We start from the raw sequence: 4855 nt of genomic DNA, 5'->3' as shown, positions 1-4855 counted from the left end.
CCGCCGGTCCAATGGATCAGCAGCACGGCTTCGTTGGTCGCCTCATCGAGATCACATACGATCTCCTGAACCAGGATATGGATAAGGCGCTGCTTGGTCCGAGTGTCGGTTGAGGGTGCGTTCCATACCGCCGGTAGATCGTGGGCAAGCTGAAGCAAACGGGCGCGATCGACCTTTGGGCGTGTCGCCGACAGAGCCGACAGCTCCGCGATCCGGCGCTCCAGTGTGGCCACGCGGTCCAACGCATCGTTCCAGCGAGCCTCGAGTTCGCGTGCGACATGGCGCTTGGCGGGGTCGACCAGTTCGTAACGACGCCCGGCCAGCGAGGCATCGTATCGGGCTGCTTCCAGCTCCCGCTCGACGGCGGCAACGATGTCCTTTCGCGAACGCTCGGCCTGCTCCGAAGCAAAGATCGCGGCTTCCACGGCACGATCGGAGACGGCTTCTAGGATCTGCAGGGCGACGGCGCGATCAATCCGCAGACCGCCAATGCCGATGCACAGGCCAGCGCCGACATGGGCATCATCGCCGCGGCACTGGTAGCGATGGGCGTTGCCTTTCGCCATGCCATAGAAGACGCGCATCATTCGTCCGCATCGCCCACAACGCATCAATCCCGTGAGCAGGGCGCGGCCTCCACGTGCAGATTTGCGCGCACAGTTCTTCTTCATATGCGCGTTCTCGAGCAGGAGCTTCTGATTCTCCTCGTATTCCTGCCAGCTGATGTAACCAGGATGATTGTCACGCAACAACACATGCCATTCGTCGCGAGAATTCCTGAAGCCGCTGGCCTTACGGGCGCGCCCCTCGACAATCCGTGTCCGCTGCGCCGTTCTGCCGAATGCGTAGGCGCCGCCATAAAGCGGATTGTGAAGAATCTGCATGACACTGTGGTAGGCGGGAGGCTTCCAGACGAGTTTGCAAACCTCGACATTGCGCCGGACCACGGGCATTTTAATGTCTGCCGATCGCAGCCATAAGAAGACCTGCCGCGCGCTGCCCAACTCGCGGAACTTCGCGAAGACCAGCCGGATGGTGTCGGCCACGTGCTCGTCAGGATCGATCTCGACCTTATCGGCCTCGCTCCAGCAGAAGCCTGGCGGAAGCATGAAGCGGAACTCCCCACGCTTGGCCTTGGAGTCACGGGCGGCGATGCCGCGCTGTCGCATCAGGCTCAGTTCGTATTCCGACATCGTTCCCTTCAGCCCAAGCAGCAGGCGGTCGTTGACGAGCCGCGGATCGTATGCGCCATCCGGATCGACGACCAGCGTGCCGGCCAGCGCGCACAAGTCAATCAGATGATGCCAGTCCCGTCCGTTACGCGCCAGTCGTGACGCCTCGATGCAATAGACCGCACCGACATCGCCGGAGCAGACCATGGCGACAAGCCGCTCAAAGCCGGGTCGCTGCATCAGGCCGGACCCCGAGCGGCCAAGATCGTCGTCGATCACCGTCACCGATGCAAAGCCGACCGCTTCTGCGGCTCCCGCCAGGTCATACTGCCGGCGCTGACTTTCCAGATTGCCCGTCACTTGCGACATGGTCGATTGACGAACGTAAACTACCGCCGAGCGGGCGAGGTGATCAGGCGTGATCTTCGGGTTCATCACCGCCTCCCTGATCCGCTTCGGCCGCCAGCGCTTCCAGCAGAAGGTCGGCCAATGTCTCGACCAGTCCCTTTGTGTTTTTGCCCACTGGCGGATGAGGAATTTGACGCTCCAGCTGCAGGATGAGCTGCGCGCGATTGTGATATCGGCTTCTTCGCACCGTCCCTCTCCTTCTTCCTTGAAGGGCGGGATTGTGCGCCTTGCTTGCGATTCGCGCCGAGCGCCGGCAGGACGATCGTCAATTCATTGAGACCCTCGATGCCGATTTCGGGTCGCCCAAGCGTCATGCCCGCGCAGTAGCCGGCGTCGAACATCCAATTCGGGAGTTCGCGGCAAAGGTCAGGACGCTCCTCCGTGTAGATGCACGTCAACGCCTTCCCACGACGAAATGGCGAAACCTGCAACGTGCTCCCAAACAACGGATGCCAGCGATAGGCAACCGTCGCAAAGCGGAAACCATATGCAGAATGTCGATAATTGCGGCAATCTGATCAAGATTATCTGGCATGATAGGCTCGGCATGTCGCTGTATGCAAAACGGCTCGAGAAGAGCCGGTTTCTTTGGCCGTCTCCGGCGGACGGCAAGGGCCAGCAATCTTCGAAGTGATGGAGTTTTTCGGCAACCGCGATCTTCTTTGGTGGCGGTGCCGAGGAGAAACAATTGATCGAACGGTTTCGCGAGATGCCGATCCGCGCGGTCGCTCCTGCCATGCCCTGGCTGTAACGCGGCTAACCCTGCCATCCATCCTGACATAAATGCGCCGGCAGCCGTGCTACGGTGAGAGCGCGGCCGGGCCGGTGTTACGGCACCGATCTGGCAGTCTGCCATGAAGTGAAGAGGAGAGTTCACCATGTCCAGGATCAATCGCCGCGCCTTGCTTCTCAACGCCGGCAGCGCCGTTATCGCCTCGACGGTTGCGGCAACAGCTCTCGCCACAGAGCCGCGACGCTGGGACCAGGAACCGTCCAGCGATCTGCGGGCGCTGATCAAAGCGCACAAGGCAATGTACACTGCGTTCGGCAAGGCGATCCACGAAATGGACTGCGGTCAGGGAAGGTGATCGCCGGGCCAAGGCACGATATCTTTTGAAGATCGAGGCGCGCGGTGAACTCGACTTGGCCGAGCATTTGCAGGCTCTTCTCCGCTCGACGATGTGGACTGGCATTCGCGTCGTGTAACTTAGACGTCCGCGCCTTAATGCGGCAAGACCGGTCGCATCTATGTTTGAGGGCATCGCGTTCAAACACCAAGAGCGCTACGGGAGAACAAGCGGTGATTTTGGTGGGCGATCGCTATGATCGCTGCCCGGGTCGCCCGCAGTCAACTGTGCCGGCCATGGGAACGAGTTAGGAGCGCCAAATCCGGCTATTTAGTTGCGCGCGAGGAACATGAAAGCCGCGATCAGCCTTCGGTAGTTCCGGCCTGTCTGGAGCACCTATCAAATTGCTCTAGTCGACTGGAATCGCGCCAAATCACCAGTACATACATCGGCTACTTGCGGTTCGCCTCAAGCTTTTCGTCCCCAAAAGAATTACCTCCCAGGTGTGGCTCGATATCCGAAGGTTTATGATCCTATCCCACATCCGAGATATCCCCTCCGATCGATAATAGTGTTGCAGACGCGCCACCGCAATTGCTTGCCGCGATCACCTCCGAGAGCGCAATCCGAGGATTGCTCATTCCGACGACGTACATCAATAGGGCGTAGCGAGGATCGACTCGCCTCCGCCAATCGGACCGAGCGTACACCCGATCAGTGATCCTGAAACCGATCGCGGGCAGGAACTGCTGGAGAGAGCCATCCAATTCGTCAACTAATCCCAGACCGATGCTGGCAGCGCGTCGAGCGGTATCCTCAGATAACGCCGGCCATTTTCCTCGACCTGAGGCAGTTCCCCTCCGCGGATATTGACCTGCAGGGCATGCAATATGAGTTTTGGCATTGGCAATGTCCTGTCTCGGGCCTCTCGAAGCCTGATGAACGTACTCCGACAATGACCGGCGACATGCGGGTTTTTCTCTTTCTGCTCCGCTACCGAACTCTCCCACAGAGCCTGGCGCCCTCCCGGCCTGTAGTCATGCCCGGTGAAGAGGCGCGTCCGGTCGGGTAGGCTCAAAACGTCCTGGATGGACTGCCACAGATCAGCTGCGCTGCCGCCTGGAAAATCTGCCCGGGCGGAGCCGCTATCGGGCATGAAAAGTGTGTCGTGAATGAACGCTGCATCGCCGATGACATAGCTTATCGACGCCAAGGTGTGTCCTGGCGAGTGCATGACGCGCGCTTCCAGCTCGCCGATGTTGAAGGTCTCGCCGTCGCAAAACAGCCGATCCCATTGTGAGCCGTCACACGGGAGATCCGAGAAGTTATAGATCCGTTGCCAGATCCGCTGCACTTGCTTCACGCGCTCGCCGATCGCTGTCGGCACGCCGGTTTTCGCCTTGAGATAACCCGCGGCCGAAAAGTGATCGGCATGCGGATGGGTGTCCAGGATCCACTCGAGCTTCAAATTGCGGCTGTTGATGTAGTCGAGGATCGCGTCCGCATTTGTCGTTGCTGTCGAGCCAGACTTTTCGTCGAAATCGAGTACGGGGTCGATGATGGCGCATCTTCGTGAACTCGGGCATGCAACGACATGTTGGATGCTGCCCGTCCGTGCATCATAGAAGCCGGCGACTTCAGGCTGCTGCATGGGCGATGCCCTCGACTGCGGCTCGCGGGAAGAAGATCGCCCGGCCAGGATCGAGGTCGTAGTCATGCTCAAAGTCCGTTGCGTCGGACGCAATCTGCGCCAAGGCATCGAGTATGAACTGCACCTTCTCGTCCGGCAGCAGAACGCTGAAATTCAGCCGGGTGAATCCCGGCTTTTTCATTTCGTCGCCGGAGAGAATGGCTTGCCTGATTTCCTCGGACTGTTCGTCATCGATCGACAGCAGTCTGTGAACATACGGGCCGGCGCAGGCGCAGCCACCGCGCGCCTGGATCCCGAACCGGTCGCTTAGCATGCGCGTGATCAACTGCTGGTGGACGTAGCCGTCCTTTCCGTTTTTGATCCGGAAGGAAAAGATCGGAAGCCGCTGAGGATCCGATAGACCGAGGAGCTCCAGCCGCGGCAGGGCTTTCCATGCGCGAAAAGCACGACGCGCCAGCTCGCGATTGCGCGCTGTCATCGCGTCGAGTCCGATCGCATCTTTGACGATGAAGGCCAGCGCGGCTCGTATGTCGCCGATCACGTTCGGCGTGCCGGCT

Annotated in this window: 6 protein-coding genes; 3 read left to right on the top strand and 3 right to left on the bottom strand. The window is 59.9% G+C overall.

Annotation, left to right across the window (positions count from 1 at the left end):
- Positions 1-1607: recombinase family protein (locus X773_RS73175; protein ID WP_036239905.1), on the bottom strand; the 1607-nt coding region annotated here is incomplete at its 3' end.
- Between X773_RS73175 and X773_RS77115 the strand changes: the two genes are divergently transcribed.
- The 3 genes from X773_RS77115 (at position 1591) to X773_RS78850 (ending at position 2668) form a co-directional block, all read left to right on the top strand.
- Positions 1591-1857 (top strand): hypothetical protein, encoded by a 267-nt coding sequence (locus X773_RS77115; protein ID WP_156937518.1) that lies wholly within the window; start codon positions 1591-1593, stop codon positions 1855-1857. The two genes, X773_RS73175 and X773_RS77115, sit on opposite strands and share 17 nt — an antisense overlap.
- A gap of 138 nt (positions 1858-1995) precedes the next feature.
- Positions 1996-2214 carry an IS66 family insertion sequence element accessory protein TnpB gene (tnpB, locus tag X773_RS79215; protein ID WP_084641913.1) on the top strand — a complete coding sequence of 73 codons (219 nt, stop codon included), beginning with the start codon at positions 1996-1998 and terminating at the stop codon, positions 2212-2214.
- Between the two features lie 244 nt (positions 2215-2458).
- Positions 2459-2668 (top strand): hypothetical protein, encoded by a 210-nt coding sequence (locus X773_RS78850; RefSeq protein ID WP_023680898.1) that lies wholly within the window; start codon positions 2459-2461, stop codon positions 2666-2668.
- 754 nt (positions 2669-3422) lie between these two features.
- Here X773_RS78850 and X773_RS73160 read toward each other — a convergent pair.
- A complete protein-coding gene (locus tag X773_RS73160; protein ID WP_023680896.1) occupies positions 3423-4298 on the bottom strand; it encodes an MBL fold metallo-hydrolase in 876 nt (291 codons plus the stop codon).
- The coding region (locus X773_RS73155; protein ID WP_023680895.1) for an aminotransferase class V-fold PLP-dependent enzyme at positions 4285-4855 on the bottom strand (571 nt) is incomplete at its 5' end. The genes X773_RS73160 and X773_RS73155, both read right to left, overlap by 14 nt.

The sequence above is a fragment of the Mesorhizobium sp. LSJC280B00 genome (assembly GCF_000502835.1).
Lineage (GTDB): Bacteria > Pseudomonadota > Alphaproteobacteria > Rhizobiales > Rhizobiaceae > Mesorhizobium.
This window is presented reverse-complemented; position numbering and strand designations above follow the sequence as displayed.